The 17,469-nt window shown below is 36.2% G+C and carries 20 protein-coding genes; 17 read left to right on the top strand and 3 right to left on the bottom strand.

Going from position 1 to position 17,469, the window contains the following annotated elements:
* Window positions 1-103 precede the first annotated feature (103 nt).
* Window positions 104-1,501: an amino acid permease gene (locus MKX66_RS15685; RefSeq protein WP_341086663.1), complete on the bottom strand. Its 1,398-nt coding sequence runs from the start codon at window positions 1,499-1,501 to the stop codon at window positions 104-106.
* A gap of 353 nt (window positions 1,502-1,854) precedes the next feature.
* On the opposite strand from MKX66_RS15685, the gene MKX66_RS15680 reads away from it, so the two are divergent.
* The 10 genes from MKX66_RS15680 to MKX66_RS15635 all read left to right on the top strand — a co-directional run bounded on the left by MKX66_RS15680 (window position 1,855) and on the right by MKX66_RS15635 (window position 10,385).
* Entirely contained in the window at window positions 1,855-2,982 is a 1,128-nt protein-coding gene (locus MKX66_RS15680; protein ID WP_002010790.1) for a cation:proton antiporter, read from the top strand.
* Window positions 2,983-3,106: 124 nt separating this feature from the next.
* Window positions 3,107-3,436 carry an outer surface protein gene (locus MKX66_RS15675; protein WP_341086662.1) on the top strand — a complete coding sequence of 110 codons (330 nt, stop codon included), beginning with the start codon at window positions 3,107-3,109 and terminating at the stop codon, window positions 3,434-3,436.
* A gap of 17 nt (window positions 3,437-3,453) precedes the next feature.
* Window positions 3,454-4,317 carry a MurR/RpiR family transcriptional regulator gene (locus MKX66_RS15670; protein WP_326997022.1) on the top strand — a complete coding sequence of 288 codons (864 nt, stop codon included), beginning with the start codon at window positions 3,454-3,456 and terminating at the stop codon, window positions 4,315-4,317.
* Between the two features lie 155 nt (window positions 4,318-4,472).
* Window positions 4,473-5,357 carry an N-acetylmuramic acid 6-phosphate etherase gene (murQ, locus tag MKX66_RS15665; protein ID WP_326997023.1) on the top strand — a complete coding sequence of 295 codons (885 nt, stop codon included), beginning with the start codon at window positions 4,473-4,475 and terminating at the stop codon, window positions 5,355-5,357.
* Between the two features lie 23 nt (window positions 5,358-5,380).
* Complete coding sequence (locus MKX66_RS15660) at window positions 5,381-6,745, top strand: PTS transporter subunit EIIC (protein WP_002029962.1); 1,365 nt, start codon at window positions 5,381-5,383, stop codon at window positions 6,743-6,745.
* A gap of 50 nt (window positions 6,746-6,795) precedes the next feature.
* Window positions 6,796-7,854, top strand: a complete 1,059-nt coding sequence (locus tag MKX66_RS15655) for a DUF871 domain-containing protein (RefSeq protein ID WP_341086661.1) — start codon at window positions 6,796-6,798, stop codon at window positions 7,852-7,854.
* Between the two features lie 168 nt (window positions 7,855-8,022).
* Window positions 8,023-8,427: a DoxX family protein gene (locus MKX66_RS15650; RefSeq protein ID WP_001077751.1), complete on the top strand. Its 405-nt coding sequence runs from the start codon at window positions 8,023-8,025 to the stop codon at window positions 8,425-8,427.
* A gap of 182 nt (window positions 8,428-8,609) precedes the next feature.
* Window positions 8,610-9,410, top strand: coding sequence for an MBL fold metallo-hydrolase (locus tag MKX66_RS15645; RefSeq protein WP_341086659.1), 801 nt, complete (start codon window positions 8,610-8,612; stop codon window positions 9,408-9,410).
* Window positions 9,410-9,814 (top strand): nuclear transport factor 2 family protein, encoded by a 405-nt coding sequence (locus tag MKX66_RS15640; protein WP_341086658.1) that lies wholly within the window; start codon window positions 9,410-9,412, stop codon window positions 9,812-9,814. Before MKX66_RS15645 ends, MKX66_RS15640 begins: the two co-directional genes overlap by 1 nt.
* Window positions 9,815-9,902: 88 nt before the next feature.
* Complete coding sequence (locus tag MKX66_RS15635; protein WP_002087394.1) at window positions 9,903-10,385, top strand: PRK06770 family protein; 483 nt, start codon at window positions 9,903-9,905, stop codon at window positions 10,383-10,385.
* A gap of 33 nt (window positions 10,386-10,418) precedes the next feature.
* Here MKX66_RS15635 and MKX66_RS15630 read toward each other — a convergent pair whose 3' ends face one another.
* Window positions 10,419-11,330 carry a DMT family transporter gene (locus tag MKX66_RS15630; RefSeq protein WP_256485645.1) on the bottom strand — a complete coding sequence of 304 codons (912 nt, stop codon included), beginning with the start codon at window positions 11,328-11,330 and terminating at the stop codon, window positions 10,419-10,421.
* A 205-nt stretch (window positions 11,331-11,535) separates the two neighbouring features.
* On the opposite strand from MKX66_RS15630, the gene MKX66_RS15625 reads away from it, so the two are divergent.
* Window positions 11,536-12,030 carry an Lrp/AsnC family transcriptional regulator gene (locus MKX66_RS15625; protein WP_002188423.1) on the top strand — a complete coding sequence of 165 codons (495 nt, stop codon included), beginning with the start codon at window positions 11,536-11,538 and terminating at the stop codon, window positions 12,028-12,030.
* A 290-nt stretch (window positions 12,031-12,320) separates the two neighbouring features.
* Window positions 12,321-12,776, top strand: coding sequence for an N-acetyltransferase (locus MKX66_RS15620; protein ID WP_326997027.1), 456 nt, complete (start codon window positions 12,321-12,323; stop codon window positions 12,774-12,776).
* Window positions 12,777-12,854: 78 nt separating this feature from the next.
* On the opposite strand, the gene MKX66_RS15615 is transcribed toward MKX66_RS15620, so the two are convergent.
* The gene (locus MKX66_RS15615) at window positions 12,855-13,625 is read right to left on the bottom strand and encodes an SDR family NAD(P)-dependent oxidoreductase (protein WP_326997028.1); all 771 of its coding nucleotides are present in this window, start codon (window positions 13,623-13,625) and stop codon (window positions 12,855-12,857) included.
* A 140-nt stretch (window positions 13,626-13,765) separates the two neighbouring features.
* Between MKX66_RS15615 and MKX66_RS15610 the strand changes: the two genes are divergently transcribed.
* From MKX66_RS15610 to MKX66_RS15590, 5 genes are all read left to right on the top strand, one after another.
* Window positions 13,766-14,125: a MerR family transcriptional regulator gene (locus MKX66_RS15610; RefSeq protein WP_002087388.1), complete on the top strand. Its 360-nt coding sequence runs from the start codon at window positions 13,766-13,768 to the stop codon at window positions 14,123-14,125.
* 493 nt (window positions 14,126-14,618) lie between these two features.
* Window positions 14,619-14,975 carry a DMT family transporter gene (locus MKX66_RS15605; RefSeq protein ID WP_002010813.1) on the top strand — a complete coding sequence of 119 codons (357 nt, stop codon included), beginning with the start codon at window positions 14,619-14,621 and terminating at the stop codon, window positions 14,973-14,975.
* A gap of 2 nt (window positions 14,976-14,977) precedes the next feature.
* Entirely contained in the window at window positions 14,978-15,292 is a 315-nt protein-coding gene (locus tag MKX66_RS15600; protein ID WP_326997029.1) for a DMT family transporter, read from the top strand.
* A 138-nt stretch (window positions 15,293-15,430) separates the two neighbouring features.
* Complete coding sequence (locus MKX66_RS15595) at window positions 15,431-16,009, top strand: TetR family transcriptional regulator (RefSeq protein ID WP_002063960.1); 579 nt, start codon at window positions 15,431-15,433, stop codon at window positions 16,007-16,009.
* A gap of 210 nt (window positions 16,010-16,219) precedes the next feature.
* Window positions 16,220-17,422 carry an MFS transporter gene (locus MKX66_RS15590; protein WP_326997030.1) on the top strand — a complete coding sequence of 401 codons (1,203 nt, stop codon included), beginning with the start codon at window positions 16,220-16,222 and terminating at the stop codon, window positions 17,420-17,422.
* The last annotated feature ends 47 nt before the right edge of the window (window positions 17,423-17,469 follow it).

The raw sequence follows: 17,469 nt of genomic DNA, 5'->3' as shown, positions 1-17,469 counted from the left end.
CCCGGCAAATAGCGGGATAAGTATACAAAAGTTGATCGGTATATTTTTCGTTTTACAATCGTTAATGAAAATAGCTCGCCTTTATTATAGGCGAGCTATTTTTTTATACTTCTTTTTTCTCATCATTTTTAGTAGCTAAATGACTATGTTTTCTAGAGTAGAAGAAGTATACGCATAAACCGACTATAAGCCAAAATGAAAAGCTGATCCATGTCGTTTTGGACAAATTAGTCATTAAATATAAACAACAAAGAATAGCGACAACCGGTAGTGCAGGTACGAGTGGTGTGCGGAAGCCTCGTTTTAAATCAGGATGAGTTTTCCGTAAAATAAGTACAGCAAAGCAAACGAATGTGAAGGCTGTTAACGTACCGATGTTTACTAAATTCGCTAGTAAATGTAGGTCTAAAAGTCCTGCTAATAAAGCTGCAAATACTCCAGTAATCCATGTATTTAATAAAGGGATTTTCACTTTTTTATTTACGCGTGATAAAGCTTTTGGGAGTAAGCCGTCTCGGCTCATTGCATAAGAAACACGAACTTGTCCATACATAACGACTAAAAGAACGGTTGTCATTCCTGTCATCGCACCTACTGCAAGTAGCCCCGCAATAGTATCTTCACCAACGAAATGTAGTGCAAATGCAACTGGATCAGAAACGTCTAATTGCGTATAAGGAACCATGCCTGTTAAAACGAAAGATACGATCATGTATAAAACTGTACAAATAAGAAGGGAACCGATAATGCCAATTGGTAAATCACGCTGCGGTTTTTTCGTTTCCTCTGCCGCGGTTGCGATTGCATCAAAACCTAAAAAGGCGAAGAAGACAGTGGCAGCTCCGGTAATAATACCGTCGTACCCGAATGGAATGAACGGTGTCCAATTTTCAGGCTTTACATATTTTGCACCTGCTACGATAAAGGCGATAATAACTGCTAATTTGATAAGGACCATAACATTATTAATGCGTGCGCTTTCGCGTATACCAAAACTTAAAAGCCCAGTAATGAGAAGTAAAATACAAACAGCTGGTAAATCAATGAGACCACCTTTTCCTGTACCAGGGGCCGAGGAAATAATGGTGGGAAGGTGTATATTGAACCCTTGAAGCAATGATTGTAAGTATCCAGACCAGCCAACAGCTACCGCTGCAACAGCGAGTAAATATTCGAGCATTAAACACCAACCAACGATAAAGGCGACAACTTCTCCGACTGTCATGTATGCGTAAGTATACACACTTCCTGAGACAGGAATAGAAGAAGCAAATTCGGCATAACAAAAGGCTACACAAGCACAAGTAAATGCAGCAATAAGGAATGATAACATAATACCAGGGCCAGAATGTTTTGCCGCTACGATACCTGTTAATACAAAAATCCCTGTCCCAATTACGGCGCCGATTCCTAAAAACGTTAAATCGAGTGCCGTTAATGTTCTATCTAGCTGTCGTGGTGATTCAGTACTAAGCGCTTTTTTTCGTAATAATGACTTCACTTTGGACTCTCCTCCCGTTTTTCATCTCCATAACTGCGAATAGTGTGAATCCATTGGAAAAGAGTACGTCAGTGAATAAAGGTACAGTTATGGTATGTAGTTTTTTGAAATTTCTGGATTAATTTTATTATAATTCAGAATATTTTGTCAAATAAAAATGTGACAAATAATATTCGAATGAATAGGGGAAACTACTTGCAGGAATGGACGAGGGTTAACAGAGTGACAAAAACACTCATTAAAGTTTCACTTTATCCCGCATTAACTGCCCGATTGGTTTAACTAATAATCAGTGAGGATGGGGAAATTCCCCACTGATTAAAGATTCACTTTATAAAGTAGGAGAAGATGTTATGTTATTTTATTTTGAACTTGTCGTCATTTTACTTTGTACGAAATTAGCTGGTGATATTAGCGTTAGGCTCGGCCAGCCTTCTGTACTTGGTAAATTAATCGTTGGTATTATTATCGGTCCGGCTGTGCTAGGTATTATTAATAGTTCAGAACTTATTGATGAGCTTAGCGAAATCGGTGTTTTGCTACTTATGTTTATGGCAGGACTCGAAACTGATTTAGAAGAGTTAAATCGTAATTTAAAATCTGCATTCGCAGTAGCGATGGGAGGAATTATTTTCCCATTCCTTGGTGGGTATTTAGCAGGGCTTGCTTTTGGAATGTTACAGTCGCATGCGATTTTTTTAGGGTTATTACTTTGTGCCACATCGGTTAGTATTTCTGTTCAAACGCTAAGAGATTTAGGGAAAATGAATACGAGAGAAAGTACGACGATTTTAGGTGCAGCTGTATTTGATGATGTAATTGTCGTTATTTTATTAGCGTTTGTCATGAGTTTTTTAGGCACACAAGATGTAAATGTAACGCTAGTCATTGCAAAGAAAATCATCTTTTTTGTAAGTATTGTTTTCATCGCTTGGAAAGTTGTTCCGTGGATTATGAAAATGCTCGTACCACTTCGCGTAACAGAAGCGTTAATTAGTGCTGCACTTATTATTTGTTTCTCTTTTTCGTATTACAGTGAAATGATGGGAATCGCAGGTATTATTGGGGCATTTGCAGCAGGAATTGCGATTTCGCAAACAGAGTATAAGCATGAAGTGGAACATAAAATTGAACCGATTGCTTACGCGATATTCGTACCGGTTTTCTTCGTAAGTATTGGAATGGAAATTACATTTCAAGGTATCGGAAGCCAACTTTGGTTCATTATCATTATGACGCTCATCGCAATTTTTACAAAGTTAATCGGATCAGGTTTAGGAGCAAGATTAACAGGGTTTAACTTACAATCTTCTATTAGTATTGGTGCGGGAATGGTGTCGCGCGGGGAAGTAGCGCTTATCATTGCAGCAAATGGACTTGCGGCGAATTTGTTAGCGAAAGAAAATTTCACAGCGATTGTCATTGTTGTTATATTGACGACAATTATTACGCCGCCGCTTTTGAAGAAGTATTTTGTATAGAGAGGAAGGGCTTATCTGATGTAGGTAAGCTCTTTTCTTATTGCAAAATGCAGTGGTCATGTAGCATGAATGGATTGTAATTATGATAAAATCTATGTATGTGATATGACAAGGAGAGGGAAGTGTGAAGATTACAAAGGGGAAAGTTATAGGTGTAATCATACTTATTGCACTATGTATACCATTTACTGCATGGAAAGAGTCAAAAGTGAAAAATTTTCCAGTTTCTATTTTTTCTTCCTATGTAGAAGACGAAAACCCGAAAGACTATAAGTACACTGCTTTTGTACCTGACTTTGCAATTTGGATACATGGATGGGAAAAACAGCGATCTGAAGGTGAAATAACGTCATATAAAAAAGGGAATCGAACTGTAATTGTTCACCATCCACCTGGCAATGATGGTTTTTATCTATATGATACAAATGATATTAGAGAATATACGCAACCGTAAGAAGTGGAGGTTAAATAGTGAAAGCTTCAACATTACTATTTAAAATTGAAAGTAGTATGGATCAATTTTCACCAGCTGAAAAGAAGGTGGCCATGTACATAATGGAGAATGCTGAGATTGTTCCGAATTTAACGACGAAAGAAGTGTCAACGAATGCAGGTGCAAGTGAGGCGAGTGTTGTTCGCTTTTGTAAATCGATTGGAATCGGAAGCTTTAAAACATTTAAGATAGCGCTCGTTCGTGAATTAACGATTGCTGATTATAATATTAATGATTTTTCAGTGATGAATACGGAAGATGGACCGTACGATTTGTTTAATAAAGTTACATATGTGAATAAAGCTGCAATTGAGGCGAGTGTTACTGCGATAGATAAAAAGGAACTTGAGAAAGCTGCAGATCGTATTGTAAATGCGGATAAAATTATATTTTACGGAGTAGGCGGATCGGCTACTCCGGCGATGGACGGGGCTTATAAATTTACAAGGCTCGGATTTACAGCGATGATGCTATCTGATTTTCATATGATGTTGCCACTCGTCACGAATTTAAAAGAGGGAGATATATTTGTTGCGATTTCAACTTCTGGTCGTACGAAAGATGTACTTGAAATGGCGCAATATGCGAAGAAGCGAGGGGCTACAGTTATTGCGATTACGAAGCTAGACCAATCATCTCCGTTATATAAAGCGGCAGACATTCGCCTTTGTATGCCAGATGTAGAGCAAGACCATCGCATTGCGAGTATTGCTTCGAGAATGACGCAACTGAATATGATTGATGCTTTATACGTGATTACTTTCAATCGAATTGGTAATAAAGTATTAGATCAATTTATGGAGACGAGAGAAGAAGCATTACGGTTACGGAAATTGAAGTAGAAGAAAAGATGGGGAGACTCATCTTTTTTATTATCTTTGACACAAATATGTCATGTCGTGAAATTTTATTTCATAAAATAAGAAAGAGTTATTGATTTTTAGTTTCTTAAAGTTATAATAAAAGTGTGAAATATAATTTCGAAGAGGGTGGCAATATGTTAGAGAATTTATCGACAGAACACCGTAATGAGAAAACGATGAATCTAGATGAGATGAGTATAAAAGAAGTGTTACAAAGTATGAATGAAGAAGATCGAACTGTTGCGTTAGCAGTTGAAAATGAAATAGAAGAAATTGAAAAGGTTGTACAAATTGTTACTAAGTCTTTTGAAGAAGAAGGCCGTTTAATTTATATTGGGGCTGGTACGAGTGGCCGTTTAGGCATTTTAGACGCAGTAGAATGTCCCCCGACATTTGGAACAGATGATAAAATGGTGCAAGGATTTATAGCAGGTGGATTGAAAGCGTTTACTAAGGCGGTGGAAGGTGCCGAAGATCGCGAAGAGTTAGCAGAAGAAGATTTAAAAAGCATTGGGTTGAATGAGAAAGATACAGTTATCGGAATTGCAGCAAGTGGTAGAACACCATATGTAATTGGCGGATTGAAATATGCAAGTAGCGTGGGAGCAAGTACAGCTAGTATTTCCTGTAATAAAAATGCTGAAATAAGTAAATATGCAAAACTAAATGTGGAAGTGGAAACAGGCGCAGAAATATTAACAGGCTCAACACGGTTGAAGGCTGGCACAGCGCAAAAGTTAGTACTCAATATGATTTCTACAGCGTCTATGATTGGTGTAGGGAAAGTATATAAAAACTTAATGGTAGATGTTCAATCTACAAATGAAAAATTGGTAGAACGCTCAAAACGAATTATTGTTGAAGCGACAGGCGCTAGTTATGAAGTAGCTACAGAGTGTTATGAGAAAGCAGATCGAAATGTGAAAGCTGCAATCGTTATGATATTACTACAGTGTGAATATGGGGAAGCACTAGAAAAATTAAAAGGTGCGAAAGGATTTGTGAAGAAAGCACTTTAAACTTTGGGGAGGGGGATTCTATTATGAAGAAAGAAGAGAGAATGGCCAAAGAGATTTCAGAGCAACTTGGGGGAGTAAAAAATATTCGTGGCATTGCTCATTGTATGACGAGACTGCGATTAACGCTTCATGATGAAAGTAAAGTGAATATGGACCTTTTGAAAAAGGTTGAAGGGGTTATGGGCGTTATTGAAGATGAGACGCTTCAAGTTGTTGTTGGACCAGGGACAGTAAATAAAGTAGCAGCTGAGATGGAAGGTTTAACGGGACTGCGAATTGGTGAGGTGGCAGATCATCACCTTGAAGATCTTGGGCAAGAGATGAAGTCAGAGATTAAGAAGAAAAATAATACACCAGTGAAAAACTTTTTAAGAAAAATAGGAAGTATTTTCATTCCGCTAATTCCGGGGCTTGTTGCGTCAGGAATTATAAATGGGGTTGCTAACTTTGCGAAAAACGCAGGTGCTGATCCGAATGCAACGTGGCTACAAATGCTACTACTTATTGGCGGCGGTATCTTTACATTCTTAGGAATTTTAGTCGGTTGGAATACAGCGAAAGAATTTGGCGGGACACCAGTTCTTGGGGCAATTGCAGGTATTTTAATTTTCAACCCAGCGATGGCGAATGTAAAATTATTCGGTGAAGCGCTCGTACCCGGACGGGGCGGATTATTTGCAGTTATTTTTGCAGCATGGCTTATGGTTGTAGTTGAGAGACGAGTGCGAAAAGCTGTGCCAAATGCAGTTGATATTATCGTAACACCACTCATTACTGTATTAGCTGTAAGTATAGTAACGATGTTAGCGATTCAGCCAGTAGCAGGCTTCTTATCTGATGGTATTACAAGCGGTATTAATGCAATTTTAAATGTTGGCGGAGCATTTGCTGGAGCTGTGCTTGCCGGAACATTTTTACCTCTCGTAATGGTCGGATTACATCACGGTTTAACACCGATTCATATGGAATTTATTAATCAAACGCACGTAACGCCTTTATTACCAGTACTCGCAATGGCTGGCGCTGGGCAAGTAGGAGCAGCAATTGCGATTTATGTGAAAACAAAAAATAAACGCCTTCGTAATGTGATTAAAGGTGGATTACCAGTAGGATTTTTAGGAATTGGCGAACCGCTATTATACGGGGTTACATTGCCACTTGGGAAACCGTTTATTACTGCTTGTTTAGGAGCGGCTGTCGGTGGTGCATTCCAAGCTGTTATGAAAACGGCTTCACTCGGAATAGGTGTATCAGGATTATCATTAATTCCGTTAATTGCTGATAATAAATATTTATTATATTTCCTTGGATTAGTAGTGGCATATACGTTCGGATTCATCTTTACGTACTTCTTCGGCTTTAAAGAAGAAATGGCAGAAAACATATAGAGAAAGGGATTCCTTTCTCTTTTTTTATATTAATAGAAGGAGAGATTCATATGATAGGAGTTTCAATTTATCTTTCAAAAGAGCGCGTAGAGAAACAAGAAGCATGGTTAAAACTAGCGAAAGAAAACGGATTTTCATCTATTTTTACATCTCTTCACATTCCAGAAGATGATCCGAATACGTATAAGGAGTTAATTCAAATACTTGGGAAGCAAGCTCTCGAAAATGAAATGGAATTAATGGTTGATGTCTCCCCGAAGTCGTTAAACCATTTAGGAATAACGTATGAAAATGTGGAAGAATTATTGGAGTGGGGCATTACTGGTTTTCGAATGGATTACGGTATTACGCCAAAAGAAATCGCACGTGTATCTCATAAGATGAAGGTAGCTTTAAATGCGAGTACGATTACAGAATCATTTTGGAAAGAGTTACTTGCGGAAAATATACGAGTAGATCGAGTAGAAGCGTGGCATAATTTTTATCCGCGTCCAGAAACAGGATTAGCAAAGTCGTTTTTGCAAAAACAAAATAAGTATTTACATGAGTGCGGAATAAAAACGATGGCATTTATTTCGGGAGATGGTGAAAAACGCGGTCCATTATATGAAGGTTTACCGACGTTAGAAAAACACCGCTATATGCGGCCGCTTGAAGCTTATTTAGAACTTGTGCAAGATTGTGCTGTTGATAAAGTGCTAATTGGAGATATAAGCGGGAGCCTAGAGAGTGTACAAGAAATCTCGAGTGCGAGTGGTGGGATTATTCCAGTGCGATATGAGTCATTTATAAATGCAAGTGAAGTATTAAAAGTGGTAGAGCAATTGCATACAAATAGGTTAGATCCGGCTCGTGATGTAATTCGTTCTGTAGAATCGCGCGAAGAAAATAAAGTTGCATTACAACCGATGAATACAATTTCAAGAAAACGAGGCAGTATTACAATTGATAATGAATTGTACGGTAGATATGCTGGTGAAATGCAAATAGTTATAAATGATTTACCTGAAGATAGGAAAGTGAATGTTGTTGGAATGGTGATGGAAGAAGATGTGTCTTTATTGTCTTATATAGGTGCTGGGAAAAATTTTCAACTTTTTTCTAAGTAATAGAGCGAAAGCTTGAATTAGCACTATTTTATAAAAAACATTATCTGCAAAAAGGATAATGTTTTTTGGTTTCTTTAAAAAAGCATTTGACGAATGAAAAGAAATACCGTATTGTTTTGTCTTGTGAATAAATGTTCACCATAACAAAACAAAAAGGGAGAGTTCAGAATGAATCAATATATTGGTAATTTAATTATTCGTATCGTATTAGGAGTTACTTTTTTTGCACACGGTTTAGCAAAGTTTCAATCAGGTATAGATAACGTAGCAGGATGGTTTACAAGCATCGGTTTACCAGGTGGTCTTGCATATGGCGTAGCAACAGTTGAATTAGTTGGTGGTATATTATTAATTATCGGTTTAGGCGTGAGATATGTAGGATTGTTATTCGCTCTTATTTTGGCTGGAGCTATCGTAAAGGTAAATGGAGCAGCAGGCTTATTAGGAGATGGAAAGAATCCGGGATATGAATTAGATCTTGCATTATTATCAATGGGTGCGTATTTATTCGTTGTAAAAGCAGAAGGATATGTAGATCGCTTCTTAAAAGAGAAAGTAATGAAAACGAAGTAAATTTTATTTTTTTAGTGTTGACTTGACGACTTGGTGTAACTATAATGATTACATCAAGTCGATTAGTAATAAAATGATTCGTATATTTTTTTATTCTAGTTGTAACTAACTTAGTTACAACTAGAATAAAGCTTAAAGAATAAAGGAATATAAAAGAGTAAATAAAAAGTGGAGGAAATAACATGTCAAAATTACATTTAGAGGTTTTTACAGGATCTGAGCAAGCATTTCAAGTTACATCCACAATTGTATACGGAGAAAAAAATGCAATTCTTATCGATGCACAATTTTTATTAAGTGATGCGCACCGTTTAGCAGCTCAAATTATTGAAACAGGAAAGAATTTAACTCATATTTATGTGACTCATTTCCATCCAGATCACTATTTTGGATTAAATGTATTACATGAAGCATTTCCAGAAGCGAAGATTGTTGCATTACGGAATACTGTTGAAGATATTCGTAACACATTTGAGAAGAAAGTGGAACAGTGGAAACCATCTATTGGGCATAATGTTCCTCATCAACCAATTGTTCCAGAGGAATTAACAGAAGAGAAATTGATTTTAGAGGGAAATGATTTAATCATTAAAGGTGGTTTGCAAGGTGATACACCGAATAATAGTTATGTATGGATTCCATCATTAAAAGCCGTTGTTACAGGCGATATCGTTTATAACAATACTTTCGTATGGACGTTAGAAACAGATGCTGAAGCTCGTCATAAATGGTTAGAAACATTAAGTGAACTTGAAAATCTTCATCCTGAAATTGTTGTAGCGGGGCATCGTGATTATGACGTACCAAATACAGCAGACGCGATTAAACATACTCGTAAATATTTAGTTGCATTTGATGAAGTTCTTGCAGGAAATCCTTCAAGTGAAGAAATTCAAACGGCAATAAAGGAGCGGTTCCCGAACGTTAAAGCGTTAGAAATTGGACTTGTTGTAGCGGCAAACGCGTTTGGGGTGAAAAAATAATGAAGCAAAAAACAAATTTAGAAATTATTCAAAGCACGTATGAAGGATCAGCTTCTTCGAATGCAAGACATTTAGCGGAAGCATTTTCTGAAAAAGTGGAATGGACAGAGGCAGAAGGTTTTCCGTACGGCGGAACGTATATAGGTACAGAAGCTATAATGGAAAATGTATTTAGTCGTTTAGGATCAGAATGGGATGATTATAAAGCGAGTGTAAAGACGTACCATGAAGTAAACGGAAAAGATGTGATTATTGCTGAAGGTGTTTACTCAGGAGTTTATAAAGAGACGGGAAAATCATTTGAGGCGGAATTTGTTCATGTGTGGCAGCTTGAAAATGGAAAAATCGTGAAATTTAAGCAATATGTGGACAGTTACATTGTACGAGAAGCGATGAAGGCTTAAAATGAAATAAGGAAACAAATGGAATCGACTATGTGCAGGCGATTCCATTTGTTTATGTAATTATTAGGGGGAATGGGGAGTACATAATATGAAAAAATGGATAATAGGGACAATTACAATGATTGTAATTGCGGTAGGAGCTGTATTCGGTGTTACTAAACTTCTTAATTATATAGAGGAGGAGGAGAAGAGCCTTAAAGTACAAAAAGTAATGGATCAACAGGAGAAGAAAGTAAAGGAAGAGAAGCCACAAGTTAGTGAAGATGAAATTATTTCTACAATGCATAGGATGGTACATCAAAAAGTGAAATCCTCTGAGAAATGGGGATTTATCGAAATGACAAATAAGGAAATTAGTAGTGCGAAGAACGCAGTAGAAAGCAGTACTAATTTTAAATATAAATCAAAGCTACTTTCTACTTTAGAGCGTTGGGAGAAAGGGGATTTTTCACAGACGGTTGAGGAGCATAACTTTTTGTGGGAAATTCAAGGTGGTGATACCGGAAAGGCAACAGAACGTTTATCGCCAGAAGAAGAAAAACAGTATGTGAAAGAAATGAAAGGTAAATAAAAACATCGCCACTCTGGTGGCGATGCTTTTTCATTAAGAATGCTTTCGTACTAAAGTTCTAGTCGTCTGAGGAGAAACAGTTTTAAAATGAGAGAATAAATAGCACCCTGTAACGACGATAATTGTCCCGAAAATTTGAATCCATGTTAGTTCTTCTCCAAGGAAAATAAATGCTAAAATAGCTGTGAAAATTGGATTGAAATTTAGAAAAATCCCCGATGTAGTAGCGCCTAATTTCTGTACACCAATATTCCAAAACACCATACAAAGTACTGTTGAAATGAGTCCTGTATATAAAAGTGATGTTATGAAGGAAGAGTTGATATTGGAAACAGTGAAGCTACCTATGTTAAATGGAAGCAATAAAATGACACCAAAAATGCCAGAATATAATGTAGCCATTAGCGGTGTAACTGTTTTTGTCGCCCATTTACTACAAACAGAATAAATGCCCCAAATACAAACTGCTGCAATCATCCATAAATCTCCGCTATTAAAATGTAGTGAAAATAAAAGAGCAAAGTTTCCCTTTAAAAGAACGAGGATGACCCCAAAAAATGAAAGAATCATAGAAAGAATTTGAAGCGTATTTACTTTTTCTTTTAGAAACAGCACAGAAAATAATGCAATTGAAATAGCGTTCAATGTAGAAATAAGACCTACATTCGTTGCGGATGTTTTTTCTAATGCTAAAAATTGAAAAATGTTGAAAAGAGCGACGCCTGTAATTCCCATAATTACTAACGGGATTATAGCAGCACGCGGTGGAATAATTTTCTTCTCTTTAAACCATACGAGTGGTAATAAACAAACAATCGCAATCATCCATCTTAAACTTGTCAGTGTCATCGGAGACGCATGATCGACAAGTGATTTCCCAACGACAAAATTTCCTCCCCATAATAAGCTTGTTAATAATAGTAAAAAGACGTAAAAATAAGGCATGCTAAAAACCCCTTTGTTGAAATAAGAATGAACTGTAAATAATTTTAGCATTTTTCTTTATTATCTAATATATTCTTTTGTATAATGGTAAAAACTCGATAAAATGTTTCGTTAGAAATATTATTTGCAGAAAAACATTCAGTTTTATATAAGTTATGAGATGTTTCTTCGAATAATCGTCGGTAAGAAAAAAGGGGGATTTTTGATGGAGTCATCTGTTATTAAAGTGCTTGATGATTTGGATGTGAAAATTTTAGATATATTGCAGAAAGAATCACAAGTAAGTAATGCAGAACTAGCACGCCGTGTTAATTTATCTCCAGCTGCGATGCATGCACGAATAAAAAGGTTAGATGGGGAAGGTTTTATTGATAAGCAAGTAGCAATTTTAAATCAAGAAAAGCTTGGATTTGATTTATTATGTTTCATTTTTATGAGTACGAATATTCATCAGTATGAAAAGCTGGAAGTGTTAGAACGAGAATTAGAATCTATGCCTGAAGTGTTAGAATGTCACTGTTTAACAGGAGAGTATGATTATTTATTAAAAGTTGCGAATCGTGATCGTAAAGAACTGGAGCAGTTTATTAGAAAGTTGAACAAGCTTGGTATTACACGGATACAGACGAGTTTAGCACTTCGTGAAATTAAATATTCGACGGTATTGCCGATACGAAATGAGGAACCGAGCATCGATTAAGTTGCTTGGTTTTTTGTTTGTGTAAAGTGAAACTTTAATCAGTGGGGGTTTTGTTCATCCACCACTGATTATTAGCCTTCACCAATCGGGCGTTTAGGGGCAGCCCGACTCCCACCTACCTTCTTTGCTTCAGCCGAATTTTGAGGTGGGAGTCTTACTGCCCGTTAATGCGGGATAAAATTCAGAAAAGTGATTGACGGAGAGAAAAGAGAGATGTATTATTATATGAAATTATGAATTAAAATTCATATAATGTTATAAATATTAACACTGGGGCAAGGGGATATAATATGAAAATCTTTAATGCGGTTACAAGTGATGTGAAAGGAATTTATAATCTCATTGAAATGTATGCAAAAGAAGGAATTGTTTTGCCGCGTTCTCTTTTGTCTCTCTATCAATATTTACAATGTTTATATGTTATGAAAGAAGGGGAGGAAGTCGTTGGAGTTGCTGGTTTGCATGTGTTAGGAGAGGATCTCGCAGAAGTACGATCGTTAGTAGTTTCGCATACATATGCAGGAAAAGGGATAGGGCGTAAGTTAGTGAATCATGTAATGAATGAGGCGGAAAAGATAAAAGTGAACAGGGTAATTTCTTTAACATATGAAACAGAATTTTTTCAAAAGTGCGGGTTTGATTTTGTGAATAGACAAGCATTGCCAGAAAAAGTGTGGATTGATTGTAGACATTGTCCAAAAGTTGATTATTGTGATGAGGTGGCGATGATACGGTATGTGGGGTGAAATTTTTAGAGAGAAAAAAGGCCCACTATTATTTAAGAAATAGTGGGTATCTATATTTTAATCAGAAATGAGATGTTGTTAAGAATTTGAATTCGTTTGTCTCACTGCAAAATTAAAAATGGGATTTTTAAGCTCATAGTTATAAGTAGAACCATCGACAAGCCCTACAACTTTATCGCTATCATAAAGGTCGAGCATAAATTGTGCCATTTGTTTTGCAGTGTGGAATTTTGGTACAACACTATCATATTGGAACTCATCAATATTAAATGAACGTTTCGCAAATTCTGTTTCAGTTGCACCAGGAGCTAAAACTTTTGCTTGTAGTTTTGCACCTTGTTCTTTCAGTTCATGAGATAGTCCTTCTGTAAATGCACTTACATAAAATTTCGTAGCGCAATACGTAACAGCATCAGCAACAATCGTGTATCCACCGCCTGATGAAACGTTAATAAGCTGTGTTCCTTCGGTCATTGAATAATCTCGAACGAAAAGGGAAGATAGTATTGTTAGTGCTTCTATATTTACATGCAACATCGTTTCTATCTTGTTTAAATTTTGTTCAGCAATTGAGGCGAAATTACCAAAACCTGCGTTGTTAATCCACGTTTCAATTTGAAAACTTTGTAGACTTTCATAAAATTTATAAACTTCTTCAGTGACTGATAAATCAGTTCTTCGAATGACAACATCCAATTCCGGATGCATTTCGTTAATTTTCAATTTTAATTCTTCTAATTCTGCTTGTCTTCGAGCTACAAGTATTAAGTTTTTTCCGCGAGATGCAAAGGCTAAAGCGGATTCATAGCCAATTCCTGAACTAGCACCAGTAATAACAGTATATTTCATATAAAAGCCTCCTAAATTCAAATTAATTTATCATGGTTAGATTGTATTTGTTAGAGTATACTCTAAGTCAAATGTTTTTTATAATTTGGATAAGGCAGTAAAATATATGAGCGTAAATGGCGTGCGGAGGGAGTATGGTTATGTACACAATTAGCGAGGTAGCTAAATTATTAGGAGTGAGCACACATACATTACGTTATTATGAAAAGGAGAACATATTAATAGCAAATCGCGATGCAAATGGGAATAGATTGTATGAAGAGTCACATATAAAGTGGTTGCAGTTTGTAATGAAATTAAAACAAACACAAATGCCGATAGCGAAAATAAGAGAATATGCTAGATTATATTTAGAAGGGGAGCATACAACCGAAGCTCGTTTACAACTGTTAGAAAATCATAAAAAATCTATTCGAACTCAAAGAGAAAACTTAGAAATTACAGAGAAGATGCTCGAAAATAAAATTATTGCATACAAAGACTCGTTGAAAAGTAAATAGCGTACAAAATATTTCGTTCTTTGTTGCATGTTGAAAAGGGAGTACAGGTCTTTGTTTTGGAATTTATCTATGAGTATTTTATTATAATGTACCGATAAATTAAAAAAGAGCAGTTAGCTAAAAGCAACTGCTCGATTCAAAGGGATCTCCAAGGGGGGAATGGAGAAAATATTATGTTACTACCATTATTAACAGATTATTAAGAAATATTCATGTGGATTTAAGAAATTTAAAATATTTTTGGGTTAATAGAATCCGGGTGTTGACACTTTATCAATTGGTCATGTAGAATGTTTATGAATGACATTCAGTCATTTTTTTCTGTGAAAGGGTGTAGATAAGCAACTTTTATATGTAGTTAGCTTAATAACGGAACAAATATAAGGATAAATGAGGATGATATTGGTTTTTTAAATAGTAGTTAGAGTGAGATTGTATTTTTTAAATTAAAAATGACTGACGGTCAGTCATTAAATAATAGAAGGTGAGAGATATGAAAAATAAAGCTTGGTTATATGTCATATTAACATGTATTTTTGAAGTCTTTTGGGTGTTTGGTTTTAATACAGCTCATACTTGGTGGCATTGGGTCATTATTGTAGGAGTTATCGCTGTTGATTTTTACTTCCTATCGAAAGCGTGCGAACATCTTGCAACAGGGACTGTATATGCTGTGTTTGCCGGAGCTGGTACGGTAGGTACTTTCCTAATGGATGTATTCCTTTTCGGCGGCAGTTTCAGTGTAGGAAAACTATTCTTTATTGTGATGGTCGTAGCGGGCGTTATCGGTTTAAAATTGGCTGATAATAAAGAAGAAACCGCGGAAGAAACTATGGAAGGAGCTGCTTAAAAATGGGTTGGTTTTTCGTATTTTGTGCTGCAATTAGTGAAATAGTCGGTGTGATAGGCCTTAAAATGTATAGTAAAGATAAGACGTTAGCAAATGGAGCGATTTATATGGGTGGATTTGCAACTTCCTTCGCATTCTTATACACATCTTTCTTGTTCTTACAAGTAAGTGTAGCTTATGCGGTTTGGATTGGCATTGGAACAGCAGGAGCTGTTTTATTAAATATGTTTCTGTTTGGTGAATCAAAAAGTAAGGCACGTTTGATTAGTGTAGCTCTTATCGTATGTGGAGTTACGGGATTAAAGGCTCTTTCATAAGAAAAGGATATTAAAGTTAAATCTCCTAACGATTTGTTGGGAGATTTTTATTATGAAAAGTGCACGATGATTGACAGTACAGCTAGTTATTTTATAAAATGAGTGACAGTCATTCAATACGCGTGTGAAAGGGTTTAGATGATGAATAAAAAAGAAAAAATTGTCTATGCAGCTATTGAAGTGTTTCAGGAAAAGGGCGTTGAAAAAACGAAGATTTCTGATATCGTGAAATTGGCTGGCATTGCACAAGGAACTTTCTATTTATATTTTCCTTCTAAGTTATCTGTTATGCCTGCAATAGCAGAAGTGATGGTTGAGAAGATGATACTTGCAGTGAAAGAAAAAGTACAGAACGATTCACCTTTTTCAAGTAAAGTTGAGCAAGTAATAGATGCAGTATTTACCTTTATAGCTGAATATCGTGAAATACAAGCATTAATGTATGCGGGCCTTGCATCAACTGAACATATAAAAGAATGGGAAGCTGTATATGAGCCTCTTTATATATGGCTAAGTGACTTTTTAAGTGAGGCAAAAGAATCAGGTGAAATTCGTGATTCGGTTCACGCAGAGCGAACAGCGAAGTTATTTATCGCTCTTGTTGAATCAGCAGCGGAACAAGTTTATTTATATGATCATAAAGATGATGAGCAAGTCGAGCTACAAAAGGCAGAAGTACTAGATTTTTTAACACATGCACTACATATAAAGAAGTAGTAAGATGAACCTGTCTGAAAAGGTAGGTTCATTTCTGCGGGAAACTGAATGATAGTCATTCACCCTGTGTTTATGTATGTGTGGAAGGATAGAGTGAAATTCTAATGAGTGGGGACACCTTTACTCAGTATGAGCCCACAAATAGCAGGATAAAGAAAAAGCTTCTTGGGCATTATTTTTGAGAGGAACTACGGGAAGAGGTGTTAAAAATTGAAGAAACCGATAAAAGAACAAAAGATGGTATTGATCATTCTTTTGAGTAATATATTTATCGCTTTTTTAGGGATTGGATTAATCATTCCGGTTATGCCGTCCTTTATGAATGATATGAATTTAACAGGAAAGACGATGGGTTATCTCGTTGCAGTGTTTGCAATGGCGCAGCTTATTACTTCCCCTATTACGGGTCGTTGGGTCGACATTTACGGTAGGAAGAAAATGATAATCATTGGATTATTTATTTTTGGTGTTTCAGAGCTTCTTTTTGGATTAGGTACAGATGTGTGGATGCTTTATGCAGCGAGGGTGTTAGGCGGAATTAGTGCCGCGTTTATTATGCCGGGTGTTACGGCATATGTTGCGGATATTACTTCTATTCAGGAACGTCCAAAGGCGATGGGATATCTTTCAGCTGCTATTAGTACCGGATTTATTATAGGGCCTGGAATCGGCGGATTTATTGCAGAATACGGTATACGTGTGCCGTTCTTTGTGGCAGCAGTGATTGCCTTTGTTGCATGCGTGATTTCTATATTTATTTTGAAAGAGCCGTTAACGAAAGAAGAACTTGCAGAGATTTCTGCTAATACGAAAGAATCCAGCTTTATCGGAGATTTAAAGAAATCATTAAATCCAATGTATGCAATCGCATTTATTATTGTATTTGTACTCGCATTTGGATTATCAGCATATGAAACTGTTTTTAGTTTGTTTTCTGATCATAAATTTGGTTTCACACCGAAAGATATTGCTGCAATTATTACGATTAGCTCCATCTTTGGGGTAGTTGTGCAAGTATTTATGTTTGGCAAATTGGTTGACACGTTCGGTGAGAAAGTATTAATTCAAATATGTTTAATTGTAGGTGCAGTATTAGCATTCGTCTCAACTGTAGTCTTTAATTATTGGAGTGTACTTCTCGTTACTTGCTTTATTTTCCTAGCATTTGATTTACTTCGTCCAGCTTTAACGACGTTTTTATCAAAAGCAGCTGGAAAAGAGCAAGGATTCGTTGCTGGTATGAACTCAACGTATACGAGTTTAGGAAATATCGCAGGACCAGCGATGGGCGGAATATTATTTGATATAAACATTAATTATCCATATGCATTTTCAGGTGTTGTTTTAATCGTTGGTCTCGGCATTACATTTATGTGGAGAGAGAAACAGCTAGCTCAAAGTTTTGCGAAGTAATGTAGTGAATAACGAAAAGCCTCTTACTATTTTTATGGTAAGGGGCT

Origin of the sequence: Bacillus sp. FSL R9-9530, assembly GCF_038008145.1 — a bacterium.
Classification (GTDB): Bacteria; Bacillota; Bacilli; order Bacillales; family Bacillaceae_G; genus Bacillus_A; species Bacillus_A mycoides.
This window is presented reverse-complemented; position numbering and strand designations above follow the sequence as displayed.

Excerpts from the sequence above, each read along its gene's own strand:
- MKX66_RS15680 (WP_002010790.1), top strand. The coding sequence starts at position 1,855 with ATGTTATTTTATTTTGAACTTGTCGTCATTTTACTTTGTACGAAATTA.
- murQ (WP_326997023.1), top strand. The coding sequence starts at position 4,473 with ATGTTAGAGAATTTATCGACAGAACACCGTAATGAGAAAACGATGAAT.
- MKX66_RS15660 (WP_002029962.1), top strand. The coding sequence starts at position 5,381 with ATGAAGAAAGAAGAGAGAATGGCCAAAGAGATTTCAGAGCAACTTGGG.
- MKX66_RS15655 (WP_341086661.1), top strand. The coding sequence starts at position 6,796 with ATGATAGGAGTTTCAATTTATCTTTCAAAAGAGCGCGTAGAGAAACAA.
- MKX66_RS15650 (WP_001077751.1), top strand. The coding sequence starts at position 8,023 with ATGAATCAATATATTGGTAATTTAATTATTCGTATCGTATTAGGAGTT.
- MKX66_RS15645 (WP_341086659.1), top strand. The coding sequence starts at position 8,610 with ATGTCAAAATTACATTTAGAGGTTTTTACAGGATCTGAGCAAGCATTT.
- MKX66_RS15640 (WP_341086658.1), top strand. The coding sequence starts at position 9,410 with ATGAAGCAAAAAACAAATTTAGAAATTATTCAAAGCACGTATGAAGGA.
- MKX66_RS15635 (WP_002087394.1), top strand. The coding sequence starts at position 9,903 with ATGAAAAAATGGATAATAGGGACAATTACAATGATTGTAATTGCGGTA.
- MKX66_RS15630 (WP_256485645.1), bottom strand. The coding sequence starts at position 11,330 with ATGCCTTATTTTTACGTCTTTTTACTATTATTAACAAGCTTATTATGG.
- MKX66_RS15625 (WP_002188423.1), top strand. The coding sequence starts at position 11,536 with ATGGAGTCATCTGTTATTAAAGTGCTTGATGATTTGGATGTGAAAATT.
- MKX66_RS15620 (WP_326997027.1), top strand. The coding sequence starts at position 12,321 with ATGAAAATCTTTAATGCGGTTACAAGTGATGTGAAAGGAATTTATAAT.
- MKX66_RS15615 (WP_326997028.1), bottom strand. The coding sequence starts at position 13,625 with ATGAAATATACTGTTATTACTGGTGCTAGTTCAGGAATTGGCTATGAA.
- MKX66_RS15610 (WP_002087388.1), top strand. The coding sequence starts at position 13,766 with ATGTACACAATTAGCGAGGTAGCTAAATTATTAGGAGTGAGCACACAT.
- MKX66_RS15605 (WP_002010813.1), top strand. The coding sequence starts at position 14,619 with ATGAAAAATAAAGCTTGGTTATATGTCATATTAACATGTATTTTTGAA.
- MKX66_RS15600 (WP_326997029.1), top strand. The coding sequence starts at position 14,978 with ATGGGTTGGTTTTTCGTATTTTGTGCTGCAATTAGTGAAATAGTCGGT.
- MKX66_RS15595 (WP_002063960.1), top strand. The coding sequence starts at position 15,431 with ATGATGAATAAAAAAGAAAAAATTGTCTATGCAGCTATTGAAGTGTTT.